19 protein-coding genes are annotated in these 25,693 nt (G+C 64.6%); 8 read left to right on the plus strand and 11 right to left on the minus strand.

Going from position 1 to position 25,693, the window contains the following annotated elements; all coding sequences use genetic code 11:
- Positions 1-1,868: type VI secretion system Vgr family protein (locus tag EPK82_RS03800; protein WP_134675814.1), on the minus strand; the 1,868-nt coding region annotated here is incomplete at its 3' end.
- Between the two features lie 238 nt (positions 1,869-2,106).
- On the opposite strand from EPK82_RS03800, the gene EPK82_RS03805 reads away from it, so the two are divergent.
- The 3 genes from EPK82_RS03805 to EPK82_RS03815 are packed head-to-tail and all read left to right on the plus strand — an operon-like array spanning position 2,107 to position 5,024.
- A complete protein-coding gene (locus EPK82_RS03805; RefSeq protein ID WP_134675815.1) occupies positions 2,107-3,513 on the plus strand; it encodes an NAD(P)/FAD-dependent oxidoreductase in 1,407 nt (468 codons plus the stop codon).
- A gap of 41 nt (positions 3,514-3,554) precedes the next feature.
- On the plus strand, positions 3,555-3,896 hold the full coding sequence (locus EPK82_RS03810) for a cupin domain-containing protein (protein ID WP_134675816.1): 342 nt from the start codon (positions 3,555-3,557) through the stop codon (positions 3,894-3,896).
- A 51-nt stretch (positions 3,897-3,947) separates the two neighbouring features.
- Positions 3,948-5,024: a polyamine ABC transporter substrate-binding protein gene (locus EPK82_RS03815; RefSeq protein WP_134675817.1), complete on the plus strand. Its 1,077-nt coding sequence runs from the start codon at positions 3,948-3,950 to the stop codon at positions 5,022-5,024.
- Between the two features lie 98 nt (positions 5,025-5,122).
- Here the strand turns inward: EPK82_RS03815 and EPK82_RS03820 are convergent, their stop codons facing one another.
- From EPK82_RS03820 to EPK82_RS03830, 3 genes are all read right to left on the minus strand, one after another.
- Positions 5,123-7,006, minus strand: coding sequence for a methyl-accepting chemotaxis protein (locus EPK82_RS03820; RefSeq protein WP_134675818.1), 1,884 nt, complete (start codon positions 7,004-7,006; stop codon positions 5,123-5,125).
- Positions 7,007-7,152: 146 nt separating this feature from the next.
- Positions 7,153-8,193, minus strand: a complete 1,041-nt coding sequence (locus tag EPK82_RS03825) for an RNA methyltransferase (RefSeq protein WP_134675819.1) — start codon at positions 8,191-8,193, stop codon at positions 7,153-7,155.
- A 45-nt stretch (positions 8,194-8,238) separates the two neighbouring features.
- Complete coding sequence (locus EPK82_RS03830; protein WP_134675820.1) at positions 8,239-9,978, minus strand: N-acyl-D-amino-acid deacylase family protein; 1,740 nt, start codon at positions 9,976-9,978, stop codon at positions 8,239-8,241.
- A gap of 116 nt (positions 9,979-10,094) precedes the next feature.
- On the opposite strand from EPK82_RS03830, the gene EPK82_RS03835 reads away from it, so the two are divergent.
- Complete coding sequence (locus tag EPK82_RS03835; RefSeq protein WP_081876419.1) at positions 10,095-11,171, plus strand: AraC family transcriptional regulator; 1,077 nt, start codon at positions 10,095-10,097, stop codon at positions 11,169-11,171.
- Here the strand turns inward: EPK82_RS03835 and EPK82_RS03840 are convergent.
- Entirely contained in the window at positions 11,107-12,132 is a 1,026-nt protein-coding gene (locus EPK82_RS03840; RefSeq protein WP_134675821.1) for a DUF5924 family protein, read from the minus strand. The genes EPK82_RS03835 and EPK82_RS03840 overlap by 65 nt on opposite strands.
- A 139-nt stretch (positions 12,133-12,271) precedes the next feature.
- Here EPK82_RS03840 and EPK82_RS03845 point away from each other — a divergent pair, with 139 nt between their 5' ends.
- The gene (locus EPK82_RS03845) at positions 12,272-12,571 is read left to right on the plus strand and encodes a DUF1883 domain-containing protein (protein ID WP_134675822.1); all 300 of its coding nucleotides are present in this window, start codon (positions 12,272-12,274) and stop codon (positions 12,569-12,571) included.
- Between the two features lie 249 nt (positions 12,572-12,820).
- Here EPK82_RS03845 and EPK82_RS03850 read toward each other — a convergent pair whose 3' ends face one another.
- Together EPK82_RS03850 and metH are read right to left on the minus strand one after the other, a co-directional pair.
- On the minus strand, positions 12,821-13,330 hold the full coding sequence (locus tag EPK82_RS03850) for a hypothetical protein (protein ID WP_134675823.1): 510 nt from the start codon (positions 13,328-13,330) through the stop codon (positions 12,821-12,823).
- A 68-nt stretch (positions 13,331-13,398) separates the two neighbouring features.
- On the minus strand, positions 13,399-17,109 hold the full coding sequence (gene metH, locus EPK82_RS03855; protein ID WP_047591039.1) for a methionine synthase: 3,711 nt from the start codon (positions 17,107-17,109) through the stop codon (positions 13,399-13,401).
- Between the two features lie 152 nt (positions 17,110-17,261).
- Between metH and EPK82_RS03860 the strand changes: the two genes are divergently transcribed.
- Together EPK82_RS03860 and nfuA are read left to right on the plus strand one after the other, a co-directional pair.
- A complete protein-coding gene (locus EPK82_RS03860; protein ID WP_134675824.1) occupies positions 17,262-19,541 on the plus strand; it encodes a fatty acid cis/trans isomerase in 2,280 nt (759 codons plus the stop codon).
- A 134-nt stretch (positions 19,542-19,675) separates the two neighbouring features.
- Entirely contained in the window at positions 19,676-20,260 is a 585-nt protein-coding gene (gene nfuA / locus EPK82_RS03865; RefSeq protein WP_037047521.1) for a Fe-S biogenesis protein NfuA, read from the plus strand.
- A gap of 51 nt (positions 20,261-20,311) precedes the next feature.
- On the opposite strand, the gene EPK82_RS03870 is transcribed toward nfuA, so the two are convergent.
- The 4 genes from EPK82_RS03870 to EPK82_RS03885 form a co-directional block, all read right to left on the minus strand.
- Complete coding sequence (locus tag EPK82_RS03870; protein WP_037047519.1) at positions 20,312-20,539, minus strand: DUF1272 domain-containing protein; 228 nt, start codon at positions 20,537-20,539, stop codon at positions 20,312-20,314.
- A gap of 109 nt (positions 20,540-20,648) precedes the next feature.
- Positions 20,649-20,915 (minus strand): hypothetical protein, encoded by a 267-nt coding sequence (locus EPK82_RS03875; protein WP_037047516.1) that lies wholly within the window; start codon positions 20,913-20,915, stop codon positions 20,649-20,651.
- Positions 20,916-21,095: 180 nt separating this feature from the next.
- A complete protein-coding gene (locus EPK82_RS03880) occupies positions 21,096-22,301 on the minus strand; it encodes a catalase family protein (protein WP_134675825.1) in 1,206 nt (401 codons plus the stop codon).
- Between the two features lie 36 nt (positions 22,302-22,337).
- Complete coding sequence (locus tag EPK82_RS03885; RefSeq protein WP_134675826.1) at positions 22,338-24,212, minus strand: di-heme-cytochrome C peroxidase; 1,875 nt, start codon at positions 24,210-24,212, stop codon at positions 22,338-22,340.
- Positions 24,213-24,625: 413 nt separating this feature from the next.
- Here EPK82_RS03885 and EPK82_RS03890 point away from each other — a divergent pair, with 413 nt between their 5' ends.
- Positions 24,626-25,672 (plus strand): sigma-54-dependent transcriptional regulator, encoded by a 1,047-nt coding sequence (locus tag EPK82_RS03890; RefSeq protein WP_244229832.1) that lies wholly within the window; start codon positions 24,626-24,628, stop codon positions 25,670-25,672.
- The last annotated feature ends 21 nt before the right edge of the window (positions 25,673-25,693 follow it).

Genomic DNA, 25,693 nt, shown 5'->3' on the forward strand with positions numbered 1-25,693 from the left:
CCCCCGGAGTTCATCTTGATCGTCGCGCCGCTGATGGTCACGCCGCTGGGGTCGAGTTTGACGAAGCTGCCGCCGCCGGCGGCGGTGAGTTCCATGCCGGCGTCGATCACCACCTTGCTGCCGGCGTTGTAGTGAATCTCGCTGCCCGCTTCGATGAACAGGCCGGTGCCAATCTTGTTGTGCTGGGTGGTGGCGACGGTGAGGTGGTCGTTGGCGCGCACTTCGATCTTGCGGTCGAGGTCGGTGGTGCGGTGTTCCTCGGCCTGCATTTCCGCGTAGCTGTTGGCTTCGACGGTGTCGTGGCGTTCGTTGCCGATGCGGATCTTCTGGTCGTGCTCGACGTTCTCGTCCCAGTCGCGCTCGGCGTGGATGTAGATCTGCTCGGCGCCCTTGCGGTCTTCGATGCGGAATTCGTTGTAGCCGCCGCCACCCGGGCTGCTCAGGGTCTTGAACAGGCTGCGGGTCTTGTTCGCGGGCAGCTCGTAGGGCACCACATGCTCGGCGTGGTAGAGGCAACCGGTGACCAGGGGTTGGTCGGGGTCGCCCTCCAGGAAGGTCACCAGCACTTCCATGCCCACCCGTGGGATGGCCACGCCGCCGTAGGCATCGCCGGCCCAGTTGGAGGCCACACGCAGCCAGCAGCTGGTGGTGTCATTGCCGATGCCGTCGCGGTCCCAGTGGAACTGCACTTTCACCCGCCCGTACTGGTCGCAGTGGATCTCTTCGCCGGCTGGGCCGGTGACGACGGCGGTCTGGCTGCCCAGGACCTTGGGCTTGGGATGTTCGAGCAGCGGGCGATAGGGAATGTCCCAGGGCGTGGCCACGAAGCGGTTGCGGTAGCCCTGCTGGAAACCGTCACCCGGCTGGGTGTGGCTGGTGACCGACTCTTCCAGCACCTGCGGTTGCTTGCCCTCGTGGATGACTTCGCACAGCAGCCAGAGGTCGTTCCACTGCTCACGCGGGTGGCCGGCCAGCGCCAGGAAGTGGCCGCTGGCCAGGTACGCGTCGCTCTTGCCCTCGGCGAGCTCGTAGTCGCTGCGCAGGCGCTCCAGACTGCGCTTGGCCAGGTGCTTGCCGCGGGTGCGATCGGTGAAGCGTCCGGGATAGTCGTATACCTCCAGCGCCGGGGTGAACTCGCTGCTGTAGTCCGCCTCCATCTGCAGTTTGGGCTGCTCGAAGTCGTAGTCGCGCCAGGTGGCCTGAGTGCTGCGGGTTTCCATGCGCACGCCGAAGACGCTGACCACTTCGTTGTCGGCGGAGAGGCCGCTGTCCTGCTGGTAGTTCAGCGGATCGAGCTTGGGGAAGACGCTGGCGTCATCGCCAAACACCAGCACATGGCCGTCCTCGCTGTGCTGGAAGTGGAAGCTGATCCCTTCTTCCTCGCACAGGCGCTGGATGAAACGCAGGTCGCTCTCGTCGTACTGGGTGCAGTAGATGCGCTCGGGGTAGACGTAGGGGCCGAACTGCATGCGGTAGTCGGTGCCGTCCAGCAGGCCGTGTTCTTCGAGTACGGCGGCGATGATCTGCGGGGCGGTCAGGTGCTGGAAGATGCGCTGGTCGAAGCTGTGGCCCAGGTAGGCCAGGCTGGGGCGCAGGTCGATGTGGTAGCGCGTCAGGCGCTTGCCGGAGTCGCCCTGGGTGATGCCATGAATGATGCCGTGGACACCCTTGTCGCTCGGGCCGAAGGCCAGGTAGGCGGTCTGGTTGATCAGCTCGTTGAGGTCGAGGTCGGCACGCGGGCTGACCAGCTCGATATCGAAGCGGTAGGGCTTGTTAAGCATTTCCCGGCCAGTGAACGAGAGCACTTGCAGGTCGCTTTCGACGGCGGGAATGGTGAGGGTGATATGCGCCTGGTTGGCATCCAGCATGGCGGTTTCCTTCCTTAGATCCGGGCTGGGCATAGGGTGCCCAGCTCAGGTGGCAGGATCAATACTGGCCGGGCGATAGCATGACCTGGGTCACGCTAGGCGATACGCCCTTGTGCGGACTGAGTGGGCGAGCCGGCCGGATCGGGCAGGTAGGCAATTTTCCTCGCGGGCACGCACGCAAGACAGCGACCGTTCGACGCCTCTAGCCTTGGGCCATCGATTGATGACGGAGGCGAGGATGAATTCCTGGCGCAACATCAGCCTGTGGATGGATCAGCTCGACGAGCCCCTGCAGGCCCGAGCCGCCTTGCAGGCGGACCTGCAGGCGGACGTGGCGATCATCGGCGCGGGCTATACCGGGCTGTGGACGGCCTACTACCTCAAGCGCCAGGCGCCACAGCTGCGCGTGGTGATCCTGGAGGGCGAGACCGCAGGCTTCGGTGCTTCAGGGCGCAACGGTGGCTGGCTGATGGGCAATCTGCTCGGCGAGGATCGCATGCTGGCCGCCTTGCCCGCGGCCGAACGCAAGGCCTCGTTCGACCTGCTGCACGGTATTCCCGATGAGGTGGCGGCGGTGGTCGAGCGCGAGGGCATCGACTGCGACCTGCGCAAGGGCGGGGTGCTCTATTGCGCCGCGCGTTACCCGGAGCAGGAGGTGCGCTTGCGCGAGTATCTCGCCGAGCTGCGCGCCCTGGGCCTGGGCGAGGAGGACTATCGCTGGCTGGCACCGAGCGAACTGGGCGAGCAGTTGCGTATGGCCAATGCCTACGGTGCGCTGTATAGCCCGCACTGCGCGACCATTCAGCCCGCCAGGCTGGTGCGCGGGCTGGCCCGCTGCGTCGAGGGCATGGGCGTCGAGTTGTATGAACGCAGCCCGGTGATCGACTGGCAGCCCGGTGCGGTGCGCACTGCCCAAGGGCGCGTCACGGCCGATTGGGTGGTGCCGGCCATTGAGGGCTATGCCGCGACCCTGCCGCCGCTGGGCAATCACCAGTTGCCGGTGCAGAGCCTGATCGTCGCCACCGAGCCCCTGCCTGCGGATGTATGGGCGGGGATCGGCCTGGAACGTGGCCAGGCGTTCAGCGAGTTCAGCCGGCAGGTCACCTACGGCCAGCGCAGCCTGGATGATCGGCTGATCTTCGGCGCGCGTGGCGGCTATCGCTTCGGCGGGCGCCTGCGCAGCGACTTCAGCCTGACCCGGGACGAACTGGACCTGCGTCGCTACCTGATGGGGGAGATCTTCCCGCAACTGCGCAACGTGCGCTTCACCCACTCATGGGGCGGCAACCTCGGCATGGCGCGACGCTTCCAGCCGCACATGTTGCGCGATGCGCGCAACCGGATCGCCCTGGCCGGCGGTTACGGCGGCGAGGGCGTGGGGGCCACCAACCTGGCCGGGCGAACCCTGGCCGACCTGATTCTCGGGCATGACAGCGAACTGCTGCAGCAGCCCTGGGTGCTGGCTGACAGTCCGGTTTCCCGTCTGCGCCGCTGGGAGTCCGAGCCATGCCGCTGGCTCGGCTACAACGCGATCATCCGCAGCTTCGTCCACGAGGACGAGGTGCTCGCCAACCCGCGCAGCCCGGCCTGGCGACGACGCCTGGCGCAAGCCGTGGCGGGGCGCATGGAAAGCCTGATGAGCTGAGCGAGTGCCTGGCTCTCACCGAACTTCAACCTGGAACTCACATGAACATCACCCATTTCCGCAATACCCAGGACATCGTCCTGGAGGAGTCCAACCCGGTGGCCGTGCCGCTGAGCGAGCCGGTGGCGGTGGCCTCGACCACCAGCGTCGAACGCAGCGATGGCGTCGAGACTGGCGTCTGGGAGTGCACGCCAGGGCGTTGGCGCCGGCAGATCGTGCAGCAGGAGTTCTGCCACTTCATCGCCGGGCGCTGCACCTTCACCCCGGACGGCGGCGAACCGATCGAGATCGCAGCAGGTGACGCACTGATGTTGCCGGCCAACACCCTGGGCATCTGGGACATACAAGAAACGCTGCGCAAGACCTATGTGCTGATCTTCTGATCCGGCGCTTTTTTCAGTGACTGCCTAGAACAACAACTCACGAGGTAACCCATGCTGAAGAAACTTCTACCGTGCCTGTTGCTGGCCGGCACCGCCCACGCCGCCGACAGCGTGCGCATCTACAACTGGACCGACTACATCGCCCCGGACACGCTCAAACAGTTCGAGCAGAGCAGCGGCCTGGCGACGCACTACGATGTCTACGACAGCAACGAGACGCTGGACGCCAAGCTGATGGCCGGGCGTTCAGGCTATGACGTGGTGTTTCCCTCCAACCACTTCATGGCCCGGCAGATTCAGGGCGGTGCGCTGAAGAAGCTGGACCGCAGCAAGCTGCCCAACTGGAGCAACCTCAACCCGGTGCTGATGAAGGCGCTGGAGGTGAACGACCCCGGCAACGCGCATGGCTTCCCCTATCTGTGGGGCAGCACCGGCATCGGCTACAACGTCGACAAGGTGCGTGAGGTGCTGGGCGACGATGCGGCGATGGACAGCTGGGACGTGTTGTTCGACCCGAGCAAGCTGGCCAGGCTCAGCCAGTGTGGCGTGGCGATTCTGGACAACGGTCCGGAGATGCTGCCCATTGCCCTGCATCACCTGGGCCTGCCCCATCACAGCAAGAACCCTGACGACTACAAGCGTGCCGAGGCACTGCTGATGGAGATGCGCAAAAACGTGCGTTATTTCCACTCGTCCAAGTACGTCGGCGACCTGGCCAATGGCGAGATCTGCATGGCCGTGGGTTTCTCCGGCGACATCATGCAGGCCGGCGCGCGAGCCGCCGAGGCAGGCAACGGGGTGAAGATCCGCTATGAGATCCCCAGGGAGGGCGCGCCGATCTGGTTCGACATGGTGGCGATGCCGGTCGACGCCAGCAACGAAGAGGGCGCCTACGCCTTCATGAACTACCTGCTGCAGCCGGAAGTGATGGCGGCCATCAGCAACCACGTGAAGTATGCCAATGGCAACGCCAAGGCCGATGCGCTGGTCCAGCCCGCCCTGAAGGCCGACCCGACCGTGTACCCGCCGGAGTCGGTGATGGACAAGCTGTACACGCTGGAGGCCATGCCGCTGAAGATCGACCGGGTGCGCACGCGTATCTGGAGCAAGGTCAAGAGCGGCGTCTGATCACCACCCGCCCTGAATAGCACAAACGCCGCGAGCCTCTGCGGGATCGCGGCGTTTTCCTGTGCTTCGCTGGCAGCCGGGCGCTGCCTGTCCAGACGTCAGACCTTGAAGCGCCCCAGCAGACTGTCCTGCTGGCCAACCTGTTCCACCATCGAGGCGCACTGGCGCACCTGTTGCTCGGCGCCGCCTGCCAGCTCATGACTGATGTCGCGGATGTTGGTGGTGTTGCGGTTGATTTCCTCGGTGGTCGCGCTCTGTTCCTCGGCCGCCGTGGCGATCTGCAGGTTCATGTCGTTGATGCGGGTGATCGCCTCGCGGATGCGGCCGAGCATGTCGTTGGCCGCGCCGGCTTCTTCGGCGGTCTTGCTGGCCGTATCACGGCTCTGCTGCATGCGGCTCTCCGCCTGGCGTACGCCGCCCTGCAGCTGGTCGATCATCTGGCGGATTTCCTGGGTCGCCTGCTGCGTGCGCGAAGCCAGCGAGCGAACCTCGTCGGCGACCACGGCGAAGCCGCGTCCGGACTCGCCGGCACGCGCGGCCTCGATGGCGGCGTTGAGGGCCAGCAGGTTGGTCTGCTCGGCGATGCTGGTGATCACCTGCAGGATCGACTCGATGTTGTGGCTGAGCTTGGCCAGTTCGTTGATCGCGTGGCTGGTCTGGTCCATCTCGTCGGCCAGGTGGCGAATCGCCGAACTCGACTGCGAGACCACGCGCACGCCGCTTTCGGTCTCCTCGTTGGCCGCGACGGCCGCCTGGGCTGCTGCCTGGGCGTTGCGCGCCACTTCTTCGGCGGTGGAGGCCATCTCCTGCATGGCGGTGGCCAGCTGGTCGAGTTCCTGCAGCTGCTCCTGCAGGCGGCGGGCGGCCTGTTCCGACTCCTGCGATGTCAGCGCGGTGCTCTCGCGCACCTGGTGCGAGCTGCCCATCACGTCGCCGATCAGCGTCTGCAGGGTTTGCAGGAAACGGTTGAACTCCAGCGACAGCTCGCCGATCTCGTCATTGCTGGTGATCGCCAGGCGCCGGGTCAGGTCGCCTTCGCCGCTGTTGATCTCGCGCAGCGAGGTGCTGAGCAGGCCGAGCGGCTTGAGCAGGCTATTCATCAGCAGGCCGAGCACCACCAGGCTGATGGCCACGCCTACCACGGTGCCGCCCACGGCCAGCCAGGTCAGGCGATCGGCCTCGGCCATCACCACGCTCTCGTCGAGCACCACGCCGATGTACCAGTCCATGCCACGCAGGTTGGGCAGGGGAGTGAAGGACACCAGCAGGCTCTTGCCGTCGGCATCCACCTCGTGCAGTTCCTTGCCCAGGGCCGGGCTCTGGCCATCGAACAGCTCGCTGTAGGCCTTGCCGTTGTAGCTGGCGTCCGGGTGGGAAATGATGTTGCCCGAGCGGCTGAGCAGGAAGGCGTAGCCGGCGCCGTTGAAGTCCAGGGTATTGACCGCGTCGGCGACCGACTGCAGGCGGATGTCGCCGCCGAATACGCCGAGGAACTTGCCCGCGTCGCTGATCCGGGCGACGGCGGAGATGAGAATCTCGTTGGTGGTGGAGTCGACGTAGGGTTCGGTCAGCACGGCCTGGCTGCCGGCCTTGCCGGTGGCGTACCACGGGCGTTTGCGGCCATCCCAGTCGGCGCTGGGCTTCCACTCGTCACTGTTCTTGATCGGCTTGCCGTCCGCTTCCAGTGCGCCGAACACCAGAATGAACTCGTTCTTCAGCAGCGGGGCATCGAATACCCGCTGGTTTTCTTCCGGGCTGTAGCTGCTGTCGATGGTCTGTGCCATCAGGTCGATCAGGCGCAACTTGGCGTTGAGCCAGTTCTCGATCTGCCTGGCGAGCGCGTTGCTCGACTCGCTGATACTGGATTCGACCTGACTGCGCAGGGTGTCGCGCACCTGGCTGACCTGGGACAGCGACAGCAGGCTGGTAGTAAGGAACAGCACGGTAGCGGCAGCGATACCGACCTTGTGGGCAATCTTCATGAATGGGCTCCTGAGCGCCAAAACGACGGGGCTGCATCCATGCAATGCGGCTTGTGGCAAACCTATTACAGTGCCGGTAATTCACCGACTGGACGTGTGGTCTCTCTGTAGAGGGGCTATCGGCTGGCGGATGCCATTCTTGAGCGTCAGGCGCGACTTCTGTGCAGGCGACTGGTGTTGACCACGTCCACGGCGCGGGCACGCAGCTGGCCACAGCCGCCGTCGACATCCTGGCCGGCCGAGTTGCGCACCTTGGTCAGCACGCCCCGGCTGTGCAGGTAGCGGACGATCTCGACGATGCGCTCACTATCGGGGCGCTGGTACTCGTCGGCTTCCAGGCTGTTGTACGGGATCAGGTTGAGCACCGCGAACTTGCCCTTGAACAGACGCAGGATGTTGTCCAGCTCCGCCTGGCTGTCGTTGATCCCCCTGAGCAGCGTCCACTGGTACTGGATCGGATAATCGATGGCGCGGGCGTAGGCCTCGCCCAGCTCCATCAGCCGTTCGGGGTCGATGCGCGGGGCTCTCGGCAGCAGGCGCTGGCGCAGCTCGGCATCGGTGGTGTGCAGCGACAGCGCCAGGGCAGGGCGCACGCGTTGCTGCGGCAGACGCTCGAACACACGTGGGTCACCGACGGTGGAGAACACCAGGTTGCGGTGGCCGATTCCTCCTTCGGTGCCGAGCAGGTCGATGGCTTCGAGCACGTTGTCGAGGTTGTGCGCGGGCTCGCCCATGCCCATGAACACGACTTTCTTCACGGCGCGGCGGCGCCGGCCCAGCACCACCTGGGCGACCATTTCGGCACTGCTGAGCTGACGCAGCAGGCCGCTCTTGCCAGTCATGCAGAAGGTGCAACCCACGGCGCAGCCCACCTGGCTGGAGATGCACAGGCCGTCACGTGGCAGCAGCACGCTCTCGACCATCTGCCGGTCGGCCAGCTCTACCAGCAGGCGTGACGAACCGTCGGCACCGGGGTGCTCGGTGCTGACCCTGGCCAGTTGCTCGAGGCTGGCGGCGATTGCCGGCAAGCCTTCGCGCACCGTCAGCGGCAGGAAGTTCTCGGTCTTCTGGTGCTTGGTCCCGGCATCCAGCGGCTTGCCCTGCAGCCAGGCACGGGTGATGCGCCCGATATGCTGGGGTTTGGCGCCAAGGTCGGCGAGACGGCGAGAAAGTTCGGTGAGCTGCATGGGGCGCGCATGCTACCACCGCCGCGCGCCCGTGCGTAGGGCGTTTCAGCGCGCCGCGAGGAACTGGCCGTAGCCCCGCGCGTGGCCCAGCTCGGTGGCGATGCGTTCGTCGTCCACGGCCAGGCGGCCATTGATCAGCACATGGCTGACGCAGCCGGGATTGCGGCAGACCATGCGCGGGATGCCGAAGCCCTGCATCTCGTCCCAGTTCTCCTGCTCCAGGTTCTGCCGCAGGCCCTCGGGGTCGAGCAGCACCAGGTCGGCGCGGTCACCCAGACGGATGTAGCCGGCGTCGATACCGAGCCAGTCGGCCTGTTCGCCGGTCAGGCGATGGACCGCCTGTTCCAGGCTCATCACCGGCTGGCCCTCGTCATGGCTGTCCTTGACCAGCTTGAGAAAACGCAGCGGCAGGTTGTAGAAGGCCATGTTGCGAATGTGCGCCCCGGCGTCGGAGAAGGTGATCAGGGTGTTGGGGTTGCGCACCATCTCGCGCAGCTTGTCGCGGCGGTGATTGCCGATCACGGTGAACCAGCGCAGCTGGCGGCCGTGCTGCACCACCATGTCGAGAAACAGGTCGACGACATGCAGGCCGCGTTCGCGGGCCACGTCGGCGAAGTTCCTGCCCACCAGCGAGGTGTCCGGGCAGCCGAGGATCACCGCGTCGCCGAAGTCGCGCTGCCAGACCCGTGGCGACAGTTTGTCGGCGTAGTACTTGCGGAAGGTGCGGCGGTACTGCTCGTCCTGCAGCAGCTTGTTGCGCTCCAGCTGGTCCTTGACGTCCAGGGCCATCTCGCCCGCGCCGAATTCCTCGAACAGCACGATATCCATGCCGTCGGCGTAGATGGCGAAGGGCGTGGGCAGCAGTTGCCAGCGGAAGTCGCCGCCCAGGCGATTGGTCAGCCAGGCGGAAACACGGGCAAGCAGCGCCAGGCTGCGGTTGCCCTTGAGGTCGAGCAGGGAAATCAGCGTGGTCTTCAGCGGCTTGCGCAACAGGCCGATGGCCTCGCCGAGGTACTGGGTGATCTGCAACGGATTGGCGGCGTTGGGCGCGCCCTGGTGCACCCGGCCGCGCTGGCGCAGCAGGCGGTTCAGGCGGCGTATCTCGCGCCAGCGTGCATAGGTGCTGGGCAGGCTTTTCGACCATTCGCGGTCGCCGTCGATCTTGTCCCATTTCAGACACATGGTGGACAGCCCGAGAAAGCCGCAATCCAGCGCCTCTTCGAGTACGGCTTCCATGCGCTGCTGTTCCGCTGCGCTGGGTACGACCTGACGATCGGTGGCGCGGTGCAGGCCCATCACCGCCACGCGCAGGTCGCTGTGGCCAAGGAAACTGATCAGGTTCGGCCCCAGGGGGTGCTGGTCGATGAACTCGCGCCACTGCCGCGGGCCGCTCCAGGTCTTGCGTGTCTGCAGGATCGGCAGCACCTTCTCGCGCGGTACGGTTTCTACGCGGGTGAAGATGTCGGATGCATCCTCGGCCTGGCTGCAGACCATGCTCAGCGAGCAGCTACCGACCAGTACCGTGGTCACCCCGTGACGCACCGACTCCGACAGGCCGGGGGCGACGATCAGCTCGGCATCGTAATGGGTGTGGGTGTCGAGGAAGCCGGGGGTGATCCACTTGCCACGGGCGTCGATGACGCGCTCGGCCAGGTGCTCGTCCAGCGGCTCGGCGCTGATCAGGGCGACCCGACCATCCTTGATGGCCAGGCTGCGGATGGAGGAGGGGGCTGCGCTACCGTCGAAGTAGCGGCCGCTTTGCACAATCAGGTCGTACTGAGCCACGGATCACCTCGGATTTTTGTTGTTGTGGGGTGAGACTAAGCCGCTGGCGAGCGTGCGACTTGTCATGACACGACAAACACCGCATCTTCGTCGGGCAAGCCCTTCACGGAGTGGCCATGAGCATTCGCTACGAGGTACGCAGCGCCGCATTGACCGGATTGCCGGCCGAGGTGACGGCACTGGGCGGCAACCTGGATGACCTGCTGGCGGCGGTTGGGCTGAACCGCACGGCGCTGGCCGACGGCGACCGGCTGATCCGTATCGAGCAGGTGATCCGCCTGCTCTGCGAAGCGGCGCGGCAGCTCGCCTGTCCCGACCTCGGCCTGCGCGTGGCTGGCCACCAGGGGCTGCAGATGCTCGGGCCACTCGGTCGCCTGCTGGCGCGTGAGGCCGACCTGCACGGTGCCTTTTCTGCTGCGCAGCGCTACCTGGCCTTGCACAACAAGGCCGAGCACTGGCGCCTGTCGGCCATCGGCGACCAGGTTGAGGTGCGCCGTATCGAACATTTCTTCGCCGAGGAGGGCGGTCAGCAGTACCGGGAAATGGCCATCGCCGCCTGTGCCCGCATGGTGCGCGCCATGGGCGGGGCCAACCTGCATCCGTTGCGGATCGCGTTCAGCCACAGCCCCGTCGCGTCGCTCGCCTGCTACCGGCGGCACCTGGGCTGCGAGGTGCTGTTCGACCAGGAGCACGACTGCCTGATCTACGCCGCCAGCGTGCTGCAGCGTCCGGTGCTGGCCATGGCCAGGCGCGATGAGCATCTCGACGACTACCTGCGTACGCTGCTCGACGGCCTGCAGGACAGCCTCGAACTGCAGGTGCGCAGCCTGATCACGCAAACCCTCGGCATGCGTCAGCATTCGCTCGGCCACATCGCGCAGCTGTTATGCCTGCATCCACGCACTTTGCAGCGCCGGCTGCAGGCGGAGGGGTTGCACTTCAAGCAGCTGGTGCACCGGGTGAAGATGGATACCGCGAGCTGGCACGTACAGGCATCGAACATGCCCCTGACCCTGCTCGCCGACGTACTCGGCTATGCCGATCTGGCTGCCTTCTCCAAGGCCTTTCGCAACGAGTTCGGGCAGTCGCCGTCGACCTGGCGCCAGCTGCATGGCAACCTGCCGGACCTCAGTGCGGCGCCGCCGCGACCACCTCGAAGCGCAGCACGCCGATCATCTGCCCGGCCTCGGTGACGACCCGCACCTGCCAGCGACCTTCGGGCGCGCCGGGGAAGTTGAGCTTGTGCGTCCAGGCGCGATAACCCTCCTTGCGGCCGCCGTGGATATCCAGGGCGATGCGCTCGACTTCGCGGCCATCGTGCTGCCAGACGTGATAGATGCGTTCGTTCAGTCCGCGAGGCGCGTTGATCGAGGTGTAGGCATAGATGCCGTTGGCGCGCAGCTGCTCGGCGGTGATGCGTTGCAGGCTCTCGCCCGGGGTGCGCTGCGTGCCGTCGAAACGGTCGCTGATCGCCACTTCGGTCAGCCACAGGGTGGCGGGCGGCACCCACACCCGCGCCATCCAGCCCGCGCCGGCCATCACCAGCGGCAGCGCGGCCAGCAGGACGATGCGCCGCCAGCCGGCGAAACCGATCAGCCCCGGCAGGCTGGGCAGTGCCAGCACCGTGGCGACCAGCAGGGCGATGCGGTAGCTCTCCGGCGTGCTGAGGTGAAAGATGATCGGCAGCGCCGTGAGCATGACCGCGAACAGCGCCAGGCTGTGCAACATCAGCAGCAGCCAGCGCTGTGGCGCCAGCCAGCGGTAGTAGATGGGGTCGGTGATCGACGCCAGCGCCGCGACGCCGAGCAGGCCGCTGAACAGCAGTTGCCCGCTGTTCCAGGTGGTGGTGATGAAGAAGAACGGCAGGACGAAGAACAGGCTCTCCTGGTGGATCATCTGCGTCGCGTAGCGCAGCAGCGGCAGGGGCAGCTCGAAGCCGAAACGCCGGGCGATGCGTTCACGCAGCAGGCTCTCCATCATCAGCCACAACCAACTGACCAGCAGCACGACACCGAGGACCTTGGCCAGATGGGCCTGGCGGTCGACCAGCACGAAGCTGGCCACGCCGGAGCAGAAACCGAACAGGGCGACGAGGCCGGGATAACGCTGGATCCAGGCAATCAGCGTGGGCACGCGATCGAGCAGGGCTTTCATGGGAGCGACGCGCTACTGTGATGGGCGGGCATCCTAGGTAGTGCGGGCCCCGGGTGCAAGCGAATCGTCGGCGCTGCTGGCGATCAGGCGCGGCTTGCGGCACTATTGCGCCCCCGTTTCACCACCGAGTCCGATCACGATGAAATTCATCCATCAACGCGAGCAACTGGAAGAGGGCGATCTGGTGGTCATCCAGTGTTCGCAACCCTGCAACATTCGCCTGATGAACGACGCCAACTTCCGCGCCTTCAAGAACCGTGGCCGGCATAGCTATCACGGCGGCGCCTTCATCAAGTTTCCGGCGAAGATCAGCGTGCCTTCCAGCGGCTTCTGGAACATCACCATCGACACCGTGAGCCGCAAGGCCGTCAGCGTGACGCGCAAGCCACAGCTCGAATACAGCATCACCATCAAGCGCCAGCGCCGCGAAGGCGTTTAAGCCCTGAGCCCTGGCAAACAGGGCCAGCCCTCGCTTCCTGAGCGCACCGTGTTCAGCCCGCTCGCCCTGCTGCCCATTGCGGAAAATCAGGTAGCCGGCCGGATTATCGAAGGTAGAACAACTCACCGTCGATCGACAGGGCACGCTGTGTCGTGGCTACAAACATGAAAAGAGCCCTGAATGGCGGGCTCTATCATCTCGTTTGCCTCACTGGACAACCGCTGTGACAGCGGTCGGCCTGCATGACAATCAGCGAGCCAGGTAGTCGAGCACCTGTTGATTCTGGTAGAGCGCCACAACGCCATCGGCGATCGAGCCGCTGAGGTCCTGTTGCGCACTGGCTCCGGTGGCATGGTTGACGGTGATGTCGAAGCGCTGCCCGTCACCCAGGCTGACGGTGAAGGTCATGGTGCCTTTCCAGTAGAAGAAGATGTAACGGCTTTCCAGGTGAGTGACCTTCAAGTCGATCGTCTTGTTGCTTCCAGCACTCACCTTGCCATGGCGCGCCAACTCGAATCGGGCTTGAGTGACCATTGTCTTGGTGACTTCGTGATAGTTCGACTGCAGGCGAATACCGCTTTGCGAATGGAGTATCACGGGCTCGGTGGCAGGTTGAGCGTTCTCGATGGTCACCGTTCCGCTCGTGGGAAAGTCGGCTATCTTGGAAGGCGCCAGCTCGAACACGGGTGGGTCGAACGCGATGGTGCCGCAGCCGGTCAGCAGGGTGAACAGAAGGAGGGCGGAGAGTCGGTAGTACATGAATACGTCCTTGCAGGGAAAGGCCCGGCGGCTATCGCCGCACGGGCTCGGGAGGTTCAGGTGTCAGCTCAGTCGTCGTAGCCGAGATTGGGCATCAGCCAGCGTTCGCTGACGCCGATGTCCTGCCCCTTGCGCTTGCTGTACTGCTCGATCTGGTCCTTGTCCACCTTGCCGACGGCGAAGTACTGCGCCTCGGGATGCGCGAAGTACCAGCCGGATACCGCCGCCGCCGGGAACATGGCGTAGTGCTCGGTGAGGAACACACCGCTACGGCCGGCCTTGTGGTAGTCGGCCTCGGGGTCGAGCAGCTTGAACAGCGTGGCTTTCTCGGTGTGATCCGGGCACGCCGGGTAGCCGGGCGCCGGGCGGATGCCGTTGTACTGCTCGCGAATCAGCGCTTCGTTGTCCAGTTGCTCGCCTGCGGCGTAGCCCCAGTACTCCTTGCGCACACGTTCGTGCAGCCACTCGGCGCAGGCTTCGGCCAGACGGTCGGCCAGCGCCTTGACCATGATCGAGTTGTAGTCGTCGCCCTTGGCCTCGTAGGCCTTGGCCACTTCCTCGGCGCCGATGCCGGCGGTGGTGATGAAGCCGCCGACATAATCGGTCTTGCCACTTTCCTTCGGCGCGACGAAGTCGGCCAGGGACAGGTTCGGCTTGCCGTCCGGCTTGATGGTCTGCTGGCGCAGGTGATGCAGGGTGGCCAGTTTCTCGCCGCCGTCGCCGTAGACCTCGATGTCGTCGTGGGCGACCTGGTTGGCCGGCCAGAAACCGAACACAGCGCGAGCCTTGATCAGTTTCTCGTCGATCAGCTTCTTCAGCAGCGCCTGGGCGTCGTTGAACAGGCTGGTGGCCGCTTCGCCGACGACCTCGTCGGTGAGAATGCGCGGGTACTTGCCGGCCAGGTCCCAGGAGATGAAGAACGGCGTCCAGTCGATGTACTCGACCAGGGTCGCCAGATCGATGTCGTCCAGCACGCGGGCACCGGTGAAGCCTGGCTTCGGTGCTACGTAGCTGGCCCAGTCGAAGGCCGGCTTGTTGGCGATGGCGTCGGCATAGCCCAGGCGCTCGGTGCGCGAGGCGCGGGCCGAGGTGCGCTCACGCACCACCACGTATTCGTCGCGGGTCTTCTGCACGAAGTCGCTCTTCAGCTCCTTCGACAGCAACTGGGTCGCCACGCCCACGGCACGCGAGGCGTCGGTGACATAGACCACGGCGTCGTTGCTGTACTGCGGGTCGATCTTCACCGCGGTGTGCGCCTTGGAGGTGGTGGCGCCGCCGATCATCAGCGGCAGGTTGAAGCCCTGACGCTGCATCTCCTTGGCCACGTGCACCATCTCGTCGAGCGACGGGGTGATCAGGCCGGAGAGGCCGATGATGTCGCACTTCTCATCCCTGGCGGTCTGCAGGATCTTCTCCGCCGGCACCATCACGCCGAGGTCGACGATGTCGTAGCCGTTGCAGCCGAGTACCACGCCGACGATGTTCTTGCCGATGTCGTGCACGTCGCCCTTGACCGTGGCCATGAGGATCTTGCCCTTGGCCTCCGGCTTGTCGCCTTTTTCCGCTTCGATGAAGGGGATCAGGTGCGCCACCGCCTGCTTCATCACGCGGGCGGACTTGACCACCTGCGGCAGGAACATCTTGCCCGAGCCGAACAGGTCGCCGACCACGTTCATGCCGCTCATCAGCGGGCCCTCGATGACCTCGATGGGGCGCGCGCACTGCTGGCGGCATTCCTCGGTGTCCTCGACGATGAAGGCCGTGATGCCCTTGACCAGCGCGTGCTCCAGGCGCTTGCCGACCGGCAGCGAGCGCCATTCCTCGTTCTCCACTTCCTTGGCCGCTCCGTCGCCCTTGAACTTGTCGGCGATGGCCAGCAGCGCCTCGGTGGCGCCGTCGTTGCGGTTGAGCACCACGTCCTCGACCGCGTCACGCAGCTCTTTCGGAATCTCGTCGTAGATTTCCAGCTGGCCGGCGTTGACGATGCCCATGGTCAGGCCGTTCTGGATCGCGTAGTAGAGGAACACCGAGTGGATCGCTTCGCGCACCGGGTTGTTGCCGCGGAAGGAGAACGACACGTTGGACACACCGCCGGAGCTGAGCGCGTAGGGCAGCTCGTCACGGATATAGGCGCAGGCCTCGATGAAGTCCACCGCGTAGTTGTTGTGCTCCTCGATGCCGGTGGCGACGGCGAATATGTTCGGGTCGAAGATGATGTCTTCCGGCGGAAAGCCCACTTCATTGACCAGGATGTCGTAGCTGCGCTGGCAGATTTCCTTCTTGCGCGCAGCGGTATCGGCCTGGCCGACCTCGTCGAAGGCCATGACCACCACGGCGGCGCCGTAGCGCTTGCACAGGCGGGCGTGGTGCTTGAACGCCTCGACACCTTCCTTCATGGAGATGGAGTTGACGATGCCCTTGCCCTGGATGCACTTGAGGCCCGCTTCGATCACTTCCCACTTGGAGGAGTCGATCATGATCGGTACGCGCGAGATGTCCGGCTCACCGGCGATCAGGTTGAGGAAACGGACCATGGCTGCCTGGGAATCGAGCATCCCTTCGTCCATGTTGATGTCGATCACCTGGGCGCCGGCTTCCACCTGCTGCAGGGCGACCTCCAGGGCTTCGGTGTAGTTCTCCTCGCGGATCAGCCGGGCGAACTTGGCCGAACCGGTGATGTTGGTACGCTCGCCGACGTTGACGAACAGCGAGCTGCGATCGATGGTGAAGGGCTCCAGGCCGGACAGGCGGCAGGCCTTGGGAATCTCCGGGATGACGCGCGGGGCATGCTTGGCCACCGCCTCGGCGATCGCCTTGATGTGCGGCGGGGTGGTGCCGCAGCAGCCGCCGATGATGTTGAGCAGGCCGCTGGCGGCGAACTCCTCGACCACCGCTGCCATCTGCTCCGGGGTCTCGTCGTACTCACCGAAGGCATTGGGCAGGCCGGCGTTGGGGTGAGCGGAAACCTGGGTGTCGGCCTTGGCGGCCAGTTCGGCCAAGTACGGCCGCAGCTCCTTGGCACCGAGGGCGCAGTTCAGGCCGACGGAGATCGGCTTGGCGTGGCGCACCGAGTTCCAGAAGGCTTCGGTGGTCTGCCCGGACAGGGTCCGGCCGGACGCGTCGGTGATGGTGCCGGAGATCATGATCGGCAGTTCGACGCCATCTTCCTCGAACACCTGCTGCACGGCGAAGATCGCCGCCTTGGCGTTCAGGGTGTCGAAGATGGTCTCGATCAGGATCAGGTCGGCGCCGCCCTCGATCAGGCCGCGCGTGGCTTCGGTGTAGTTGTCCACCAGCTCGTCGAAGGTGACGTTGCGGTAGCCGGGGTCATTGACGTCCGGGGAGATCGAGCAGGTGCGGCTGGTCGGGCCGAGCACGCCGGCCACGAAGCGCGGGCGATCCGGCGTTTCCAGGGTCTTGGCATCGCAGACCTCACGGGCCACGCGGGCGCCGGCCACGTTCAGCTCGTAGACCAGCGACTCCATGCCGTAGTCGGCCTGCGACACCTGGGTGGCGTTGAAGGTGTTGGTTTCCAGGATATCGGCGCCGGCATCCAGGTAGGCCTTCTCGATCTCGGCGATGACCTTCGGCTGGGTCAGCAGCAGCAGGTCGTTGTTGCCCTTGACGTCGCTCGGCCAGTCGGCGAAGCGCTCGCCACGGTAATCGGCTTCTTCCAGCTTGTAGCTCTGGATCATGGTGCCCATGCCACCATCGAGGATCAGGATGCGCTCCTTCAGTGCTTGCTGGAGGGCTTGTAGGCGGGCGCTGCGATCGGACATGGGTAACTACCTGAGCAAAGCGGAAACAAAGGTGCGCGATGATAGCAAAGCTGCAGGGTTCTGGAGCGCCGGCGCCATGTCCATGAATTTCATTCATGTTGCCGGTGGCGAGCTGTCGTTAGAATCGCGTCACCGCCATCAAGGATGCTGTCATGCTCAAGCCCGCTGTTCTGTTGTTCCTGTCACTTGCAGCCGGCGGCCTGGCCCGCGCTGAGCCGATCTCCTACAGCGATGACGTCGAGCCGATTCTCACCCACAAATGCGTGGCCTGCCATACCTGCTACGACGCCCCCTGCCAGCTCAACCTCGGCAGTGGCGAGGGCATCCTGCGCGGTGCCAGCAAGCAACTGGTGTACGACGGCACGCGTACCAAGGCGCAGGCGACCACGCGGCTGTACCTGGATGCCCAGGGCGAGGAAGCCTGGCGCAAGCGTGACTTCCACTCGGTGCTCGATGCGCAGAACGGTCAGGCGGCGCTGATCATACGCATGCTCGAACTCGGTCGCAGCCAGCCGCTGGAGCCCAATGCCAAGCTGCCTGACAACCTGGATATCGCCATCACGCGCAGCAACACCTGCCCGACACCGGGCGAGTTCGCGGACTACGCACAGAAGAATCCTCACGGCGGCATGCCATTCGCGGTGACCGGGCTGGAAGACGCCGAGTACGCGACGCTGGAGCAGTGGCTGGAGCAGGGCGCGCAGGTTTCCGAGCGGGCCGTGCAGCCCAGGGCCGAGGAGCTGCGTCAGGTCGAGACCTGGGAGGCGTTCCTGAACGCACCGGGCGCCCGGCAGAACCTGGTCTCGCGCTGGTTGTACGAGCACCTGTTCCTGGCCCATCTGCACTTCGACGGCGGCGAGCCGGGGCATTTCTTCCAGATGGTGCGCTCGCGAACGCCCAGTGGTCAGGCCATCGACCCGATCGCCACGCGGCGCCCCAATGACGATCCCGGTACCGAGTTCTACTACCGCCTGTGGCCGATCCAGGGCGTGATCGTGCACAAGACCCACATCACCTATCCGCTGGGCGAGGAGAAGCTGGCGCGGGTCAAGGCGCTGTTCTTCGCTGACGACTGGACGCTCGACGCAGTGCCCGGCTATGGCGCGCAGCGGCGTGCCAATCCCTTCGAGACCTTCGCCGCGATTCCGGCACGGGCGCGCTATCAGTTCATGCTGGATAACGCCGAGTATTTCGTGCGCACCTTCATCCGTGGCCCGGTGTGCCGTGGGCAGATCGCCACCGACGTGATTCGCGACAACTTCTGGGCGCTGTTCCAGGACCCCGAGCATGATCTTTATGTCACCGATGCCGAGTACCGGCGCGAGGCCACGCCACTGCTGGCGATGCCGGGCCAGTTCGACGACATCGGCGATCTGCTCGGGCTGTGGCGCAACTACCGCGACAAGCGCAACGAGTACGAAGACCTGCGCCAGGACGCCTACGCCGATGCGCCGCCAGCGGACTGGGCGCACATCTGGAGCGGCAATGACAATGCACTGCTGTCGATCTTCCGTCAGCATGACAGCGCTTCGGTCCGCAAAGGCCTGCTCGGCGAAATTCCACAGACCCTCTGGTGGATGGACTACCCGCTGCTGGAACGCACCTATTACCAGCTGGTGGTCAATTTCGACGTGTTCGGCAATGTCTCGCACCAGGCGCAGACACGCCTGTACTTCGACCTGATTCGCAATGGCGCTGAGGTGAACTTCCTGCGCCTGCTGCCGGCGGATTCACGCGAGGACTACCTGGACGACTGGTACCAGAACAGCGGCAAGCTGAAGATGCTGCTGGACTACACCACGGTCGATCACCGCAGCCCGAGTGCGCTGAACCTGGCCGGGCGGGACCCCAAGCAGCAGTTCGCCGAACAGCTGCTGGCGCGTTACGCCACGCTCAATGCGCGGCCCGACCCGATCAATCGCTGCAAGGGCGCGCGCTGCTACCGCGAAGGCCTGTCGAAAGATCTGCAGCACGTCGAGCAGACGCTGGCGCGCCTGACCAGTCGCCCGGCGGGTGGTTTGAAGGTCATCGACCAGCTGCCCGAGGCGACGATGCTGCGCGTGGAGCTCGACGATGGCTCGCGCGAGATCTACAGCGTGCTGCGCAATCGCGCGCACAGCAACGTGGCCTTCATGCTGGGCGAGGAGCTGCGTTATCAGCCGCGCCTGGACACCCTGACCATCTACCCGGAGGTGCTGAGCAGCTACCCGAACTTCCTGTTCAGGCTGCCAGCCAGCGAGATCGATGAGTTCGTCAGGCAGATGGAGAGCGTGGCCGACCAGGCGTCGTTCGGCCGCATCGTCGAGCGCTGGGGCATACGCCGCAGTCACCCCGAGTTCTGGCGCTACTTCCATGACCTGAGCGAGCACATCCGTGCAACCCAGCCCCTGGAGGCGGGGGTGCTCGACATGAATCGCTACGAGAACCTCTGACGCCCTGCCGACCTCTAGCCGCTCGCTGGGATGCGGGCGGGCGAGGGGGGAGTCTCTATCCTGAGTAAATTAGTAGGACTATATTCAGGGCGTCAGTTGGCGTACACTTCGCTTCATGACCGTGAGGAGTTGCCATGAGCACTATTACCATTACCGATGCCGCGCATGACTACCTGGCCGAGCTGCTGAGCAAGCAGGACACTCCGGGTATCGGCATTCGTATCTTCATCACCCAGCCGGGTACGCCTTACGCGGAAACCTGCATTGCCTACTGCAAGCCGGGTGAGCAGAAGCCGGAAGACAACGCCGTTGGCCTGGCCAGTTTCACCGCCTGGATCGATGGCGTCAGTGAGCCGTTCCTGGAGGACGCGGTTGTGGATTATGCCACCGACCGCATGGGCGGCCAGCTGACCATCAAGGCGCCGAACGCCAAGGTGCCGATGGTCAATGAGGACAGCCCGCTCAACGAACGCATCAACTACTACCTGCAGACCGAGATCAACCCGGGGCTGGCCAGCCATGGCGGTCAGGTAAGCCTGGTCGACGTGGTCGACGAAGGCATTGCGGTGCTGCAGTTCGGTGGTGGTTGCCAGGGCTGTGGTCAGGCCGACTACACCCTCAAGGAAGGCATCGAGAAAACCTTGCTGGAACGCATTCCCGAACTCAAGGGCGTGCGCGACGTGACCGACCACAGCAATCGCGAGAACGCGTACTACTGAGTCCGCGTCAGGCGTGACGAAGGGGCGACCAGAGGTCGCCCCTTCGTCGTTTCAGGCCTTGTGAACGCGCTGGGTGGACGCGGGGAAGCGCTCGAGCTTCTCGGCGGGACGAATCGGTCGCCTGACCAGCTCGCCGCCGCAGTTGGGGCAACGCAGCGCCAGTGCCTGCTCGGCGCACGTGCGGCAGAAGGTGCATTCGAAGGAGCAGATCAGGGCGTCGACACTGGCGGCGGGTAGATCGCAGTCGCAGCGTTCGCAGTTGGGGCGCAGCTCAAGCATGGCGATGGGCTCGGCAGAGGATCGATTCGTCCAGTCTGCAAGCGCCGGTGGCTGCGCGCAAGATGCTCAATCCAGGCAGGGGCGCCAGGGCGCCCCGAGCGCGGACGACTTACTCCGGCATGCTCCACGGCGCCAGGTCGAAACCCTGGCTGCGCAGCTCGTCACGAGAGCGCTGCAGGGCATCTTCTAGCTGCTGCGGGTCGCTGTAGGTCGCGCTGGAAAGCTGGCGGCCAAGCAGGCGAGTGCTGGTGCGGTCGATGACGCTGATGCTGACGACGCCGGTGCCATCCTGCGGAGCCCAGGCCACGCACTGGAACGGGCGGAAGGCACGATCGGCAATCAGCAGGGCTTCGTTGAAACGCAGCGGTGTGTTCATGGGGTCGGTTTCTCCGAGTTGATCCCAACAGTTAATTGCGGCCAGTCCATTATCGACTTGGCCTTTCGTTACTGTTGATGAACTCAGCGCACCCATAAGTCACAGGTTGGTGAAAAAAGTTTTTATTGCCGGTGCGGCGTGTCCTGGCGAGAACTTTGTACGTCTCGCCATTACAACTTTCTACTGCGAAAGTTCCGTGCCCGTTTCTTCTTCATCGACCTGAGACGCGCTGTTCTCGGGGCCTGCAGCGGCCGGCGCAGCGTTGCGCTGATGGCGATAGGCGCTCACCGCTTCATATACCGACTTGCGCAAACGGTTGATGCCGCCAATAGGGCGGTGCGCTGCAAGTGCATGCCAGGGGTTGAAGGACAAATTGTCGCAGAAGAGATTCTGTTCGCGGCTGTCGAAGTCCTGAGGCGGCACGGTAATACGGGCCACACTTTCAAACGGCGACAGTTTTTCATCCCATTCGACGGAGGGGTCCTCGATGGGCATGTAGTACTGCGCATCCTGTTTTTGCACCTGCAGTTCGAAACAGGCGGGCGCGCGGTCCAGCGACAGTTGCTGGTACAGCGCGTTGCGCAGGAAGTTGGGCAGTGCGGTGTTCTGCTCCGGCAACTGATAGGGCGGGCAGTTCTGCGGCGCGGGCACTACGCGGTATTTGATGTTCAGGTCGCCAAGCTTGAACGGCGCGATGGAGTTGTAGGTGGTATCAACCGGGCTCTCCGGCGCCGGTGAAAGCGTCTTCAGGGCGATGACCAGATGGCGCACTTCCCAGGTGCGAGGATCCCAGCTGGGGAAGAAGGCCTGTACTTTCTGGCCGTCGGCCTGGGCCGCGAAGTTGCTGCGGTATTCGGCCACGTCGCGAACGAAGAAAGCGGGGTGGTTGAACATCACGAAGTCCTGCTCGCCGGCATGCTGCGGGCTCTTCATGAGTTTTTCGCCGGGCACGTCGAGCAGCTTGAGCGCCATGCCGCGCGCATCGCGGGCGCGGTCGAACTGCGGATAGGCATTGCCATTGGACAGGCGCATCCAGGCCTGCCAGACATGCCCGGGCTCGCTGAACACACCCTGGCGCAGCGACGCGTCCAGGTCTGGCAGGACCTGCACGTCCGCCCTGACGCACCCGTGAGCCTTGGCATGGGCGTCGCGCAGCACACGGGTATTGTCACGGTGCTGCTCGACGATGCGCACGGCATCCTCGATGATCAGGCGGGTCAGCGCCGCCTCGTCCGCAGGGATCTGCTCCTGCGTCGACACCGGGCCGGAGAACTTCCAGGCGTAGTAGAGCTCACCGGCGCCCCAGCCAACGAGGCCGATCAGCGCGACGGTGAGCAACAGTTTACCCAGCAGACGACCCAGCCAGAGCCAGAGACCTTTCAACATCGTTGCAATCCTTGTTCTAGAACTTATCGGTTGAAATCAGCCTTCGCAGCTTGGGCCCGGTGTCCAGGGGCGCACGGCGACATCGCTGAGCTGGTTTTCCAGCGCGCTGTTGCCGAGCACCTTGAGGTACTCGATCAGCGCGAGACGCTCGTCCGGCGACAGGGCGCGGCCGATCACACCTTCCTGGCGGCAGCCATCGCGGAACTCGTGGCCGCCATTGCCATTGCCGGTTACCCGGGTGTCGAGCAGGAAACCGCCGGTGAAGGCCTCGCTGCGATAGCCCACGCGTACCGGGTCGAATTCGAAGTTACCGACCCAAAACTGGCTTTGCCGCTCGTAGACCGGTGAGAGCAACTCGAACAGGTTGGGCACCGAGCCATTGTGCAGGAACGGCGGGGTCGCCCAGATGCCGTCGAGTGGCCGGGCCTTGTAGCCGCGTTTTTCCTGCACGCCGATGGCCAGGCCATAGCCATCCATGTCGTAGCGCTGGCGCGGGCCGATACCGGCATCCTGGTAGGCGCGGTTCTCCACGTAGGCGGTGATGTAGGCCAGGCCCTTGGCGCTGGAGATGCTCTTGAAGTCGACGTCTTCCAGGTTGGCGCCGAACAGCTTGACGTCCAGGCGCGACAGCTCGGCCTTGCTCCAGCCCAGGCGACTGATGTCGAAGCGGTGATCGGCGATGTTGTCGGCGGTGGTCGGGTCGGTGCCGACGATGCTGGTCGGGACGATGCGCATCCGCCATTCGGGATCACGCGAGGGTGCCAGGCGCTGGTCGCGTGGCTTGGGATCGGGAGCATGGCAATAGGCGCAGTTTTCCAGATACAGCGCCTTGCCACGGCTGGCCAGCGGCAGGTCCACCTTGCCGAATACTGCCTCCGGCCACTTCGGCGGCTGCAGCTGTTTCAGCGTTTCCTCCAGGGTGTGGAGGTCATGCACGCGCACGCTGGAGGCATAACGATCGGCCTCGGCAACGCCCTTGCCGTGCTCGTCGAGCAGGTCCAGGCTCGCGCCGACGCCAAGGGCCTCGCCGACATTGCGCGCCATGGGCTGCATGGCCGAGCCGTTCCATTGCACCCAGTCGAACTTCCAGATGTCCCAGAGTTGCGGGTAGCTCACCGGGGCGTTGGCGACGCGATAGTTGGCTTCATCCAGCACGTCGCCGAACACCGTATTGGCGATGCGGCCGAACGCGTCGGTGCGTCCAAAGCCTTCTTCGGTCGGATACAGGCCGCGATGCCAGTCGTTCATCGCCGTGGCCAGCAGGCGGTCGAGCACTTGCTTGAAATCCTCCCGCAGCTGATCCCGGCCCTGCGGATACTGCTCGCCCAGCACTTGCTGGGCGAAGCGGCGAAACTTCAGCGGGTTGTAGTAGGTGAAGGCCATGCTCATGCCCAGTGCCTGGCCGAAGCCGCCACCACGCAGCGTGGGTACGGTGGACGCCAGGGAGTGCAGGGCGGCGCCGCCATCGATGCGCACTGCCTGGCCCTTGTAGCGCAGCTCGCCGGTATGGCAGGCGGCGCAGCTGATATCGAGGAAGCGCTCGCCGCTCTCGTCGTCCTGATGACGGGTGAAACCGACGGGCAGGTTGCCGGGGTTGAGGTCGCTGGCCTGCTGGTTCGGATCGGTCAGGAAGCCGAAGCGGGCGAGGTAGTCGAGTCGAGCGAACTTCTCCTTGCCGAAGGGCATCTCCAGCGCCGTGAACCAGTCGTAGCGCAGGCCCTTAACCGTGGTGCCCTGGGGGGTGTAGTAGTAGGTCTGGCGCTGCTCGTCGTTCCACTGCTGCAGATAGTGCAGCTCCTTCGGCGGATCGAAGCTCGGCAAGTTGGGGTTGGCCACGTAGTACAGCGCGACTGCCAGCCCGATCAGTGCCAGCAACACAATGAGCTTCAGGGTATGACGGAGCAGACGCATCCAGGACTTCCTTGTGGCGTTCTTATTGATCGGCTTGTTATGCCAATACTGCAGGCCATTGGCAAGTTGCCATCGTGGCAATTATGAAAACTCTGCAATAACCAGCGGGAACAACCCATATAGAGAAATGATCCATGGAGCGTCAAAGTTCTTGCTAGCGTTACAGTTGTGAGCGCCAAATCGTTGTTTTTTATGGGATTACAAAATAATGGCGCCAAGGATGGAGTATGTTGGAGGCTGTTTCCGGCACATCCCGGCAATTACTGGTGCTTGAGCCGATCGGTGCATGCGAAGCACTGCTTCCGCTGTTGCAGGATGCTGGTTGGTCGTTGCGCCGCTGCACAACGGAAACGCTCGTCACCGCGACTAGCCATGTGCTGCTGCTCGATCTGCATGAACAGCCGTTACCCAGCTTGCTTGCACACTTGCGGCGAACGGGGCTCTGCTGCGTCGCGCTCGCGGCCAGCCAGCCGGCAGCTTCCAGCGAGCTGGATGAACTGGCCCATGAATGGCTGTTCGCGGTGCTGTCGTTGCCGGTGGACGTGCCAGGCCTGCTCGAGACCCTGCAGCAGGCCCAGGCAGGCGCTCGCTTGCTGCGCTCGAAAAGCAAGAAACCACGGCAGTTCCTGGGCAACAGCGGCCAGGCCCGTAGCCTGCGCAAGCAGCTGGATGAACAGGGCAGGAGAGACGGGCCACTGCTGATTCGAGGTCCGCGTGGCAGTGGCAAGCACCTTCTGGCGCAACTGCTGCACGAGCGCACCGCCTCTGCGCAGCGGCGGATGTTGCAGGTCGATGTCACGCAGTTGCCTGGAGGGCTGTTCGATCAGGCCGGACACTCAGCGACTCTGGCTGCGGCAGCCAGCACGACGATTCTGCTCGAAGGCATCACGACCCTTTCGAGCGCTGACCAGCAGCACCTGCTGCACCACCTGCAGGGCCACCCCGGCCTGCGTTTACTGGTCATCAGTGGCGATGAGCTGGAAGCGGCGCTGCAGACGAAGCACTTTCGCGAGGACCTCTATCGGCTGCTGAGCGCCCGGCAACTGCATACACCGGCCCTGAGCGAGCATCCCGGCGATCTGCTGATGCTCGCAGAGCACTTCGCCAGGCGTCACGGCGTGGCCATCGGGCGCCACCACCGGCGTTTCAGCGAGGAGGCGATCGAAGCCATGATGGCGCATGCCTGGCCGGGCAACGTGCGCGAACTGCGCAACCGCCTGCTGCGCGCCCTGGTCCTGTCACAAGGGCGCCAGATACTCGCCACGGACCTTGGCTTGGAGGCACCGCAGGCAACGGATGATGACCCGGTGACCCTGGAGGACTACATCCTGCGCGCCGAGCGTCAGGCGTTGAACGATGTGCTGGGGCGCTACACCCACAACATGAGCCAGGCAGCCCGTACGCTTGGGGTTTCCCGGCCAACCTTCTATCGGTTGCTGCACAAACATCGACTGCGCTGAAGGGGCGTTACTGTTTCGCCG

This window comes from Ectopseudomonas khazarica, assembly GCF_004521985.1.
GTDB lineage: Bacteria > Pseudomonadota > Gammaproteobacteria > Pseudomonadales > Pseudomonadaceae > Aquipseudomonas > Aquipseudomonas khazarica.

What these genes read in the sequence shown, in the direction of transcription:
- EPK82_RS03850 (WP_134675823.1), bottom strand. Translation starts at nt 13,330, where the DNA reads ATGTACTACCGACTCTCCGCCCTCCTTCTGTTCACCCTGCTGACCGGC.
- EPK82_RS03825 (WP_134675819.1), bottom strand. Translation starts at nt 8,193, where the DNA reads ATGCAGCTCACCGAACTTTCTCGCCGTCTCGCCGACCTTGGCGCCAAA.
- metH (WP_047591039.1), bottom strand. Translation starts at nt 17,109, where the DNA reads ATGTCCGATCGCAGCGCCCGCCTACAAGCCCTCCAGCAAGCACTGAAG.
- EPK82_RS03810 (WP_134675816.1), top strand. Translation starts at nt 3,555, where the DNA reads ATGAACATCACCCATTTCCGCAATACCCAGGACATCGTCCTGGAGGAG.
- EPK82_RS03870 (WP_037047519.1), bottom strand. Translation starts at nt 20,539, where the DNA reads ATGCTTGAGCTGCGCCCCAACTGCGAACGCTGCGACTGCGATCTACCC.
- EPK82_RS03820 (WP_134675818.1), bottom strand. Translation starts at nt 7,006, where the DNA reads ATGAAGATTGCCCACAAGGTCGGTATCGCTGCCGCTACCGTGCTGTTC.
- EPK82_RS03880 (WP_134675825.1), bottom strand. Translation starts at nt 22,301, where the DNA reads ATGTTGAAAGGTCTCTGGCTCTGGCTGGGTCGTCTGCTGGGTAAACTG.
- EPK82_RS03805 (WP_134675815.1), top strand. Translation starts at nt 2,107, where the DNA reads ATGAATTCCTGGCGCAACATCAGCCTGTGGATGGATCAGCTCGACGAG.
- EPK82_RS03885 (WP_134675826.1), bottom strand. Translation starts at nt 24,212, where the DNA reads ATGCGTCTGCTCCGTCATACCCTGAAGCTCATTGTGTTGCTGGCACTG.
- nfuA (WP_037047521.1), top strand. Translation starts at nt 19,676, where the DNA reads ATGAGCACTATTACCATTACCGATGCCGCGCATGACTACCTGGCCGAG.
- EPK82_RS03860 (WP_134675824.1), top strand. Translation starts at nt 17,262, where the DNA reads ATGCTCAAGCCCGCTGTTCTGTTGTTCCTGTCACTTGCAGCCGGCGGC.
- EPK82_RS03875 (WP_037047516.1), bottom strand. Translation starts at nt 20,915, where the DNA reads ATGAACACACCGCTGCGTTTCAACGAAGCCCTGCTGATTGCCGATCGT.
- EPK82_RS03835 (WP_081876419.1), top strand. Translation starts at nt 10,095, where the DNA reads ATGAGCATTCGCTACGAGGTACGCAGCGCCGCATTGACCGGATTGCCG.
- EPK82_RS03845 (WP_134675822.1), top strand. Translation starts at nt 12,272, where the DNA reads ATGAAATTCATCCATCAACGCGAGCAACTGGAAGAGGGCGATCTGGTG.
- EPK82_RS03815 (WP_134675817.1), top strand. Translation starts at nt 3,948, where the DNA reads ATGCTGAAGAAACTTCTACCGTGCCTGTTGCTGGCCGGCACCGCCCAC.
- EPK82_RS03840 (WP_134675821.1), bottom strand. Translation starts at nt 12,132, where the DNA reads ATGAAAGCCCTGCTCGATCGCGTGCCCACGCTGATTGCCTGGATCCAG.